This is a genomic window from Klebsiella sp. HN106, assembly GCF_051209435.1.
GTDB lineage: Bacteria > Pseudomonadota > Gammaproteobacteria > Enterobacterales > Enterobacteriaceae > Klebsiella > Klebsiella oxytoca.
Window position 1 is genome coordinate 1 of record NZ_JBLURD010000133.1, and the last position, 378, is coordinate 378.

The 378-nt window shown below is 57.9% G+C and carries 1 pseudogene; it reads right to left on the reverse strand.

The annotated features are described in order from the left end of the window. Positions 1 to 296 (reverse strand): annotated as a pseudogene (locus ACSIPU_RS30660) (DNA recombination protein RmuC); the annotation flags it as partial. Between the last annotated feature and the right edge of the window lie 82 nt (positions 297 to 378).

The following is a 378-nucleotide window of genomic DNA, read 5'->3' on the forward strand; positions in this document are numbered from 1 at the left end:
TCCGCATGCAGCTGGGTGGATTCGAGCCGGGTGGTGACCTCACGGAGATCGGCCTCGAGCGAGGTATTGATATCCCGTAGGCTGCGCAGCTCGTTGTTCAGCAGCTCACACTCCTCACGCCAGTGGGCCTCCTGCGCCAGTTGCTGGCGGGCGGCGCTCAGCTCAATATCCAACTCTCGCCGTTCCTCGATGAGATCGGCCCGAATTTGATCGGCGCGCGCTTTGGTCGCCAGCCAGCCGACCATTAACCCGGCTGCCAGTGCGATAACCGCGCTGATAATAATGGAGAGATCCACGACGCCCCCTGCGATAACCTGATGACACAAAATAGAATTGTGCTGTACAAACGTCCAGTTTAAAAGGAATTTCCTGCGAGAG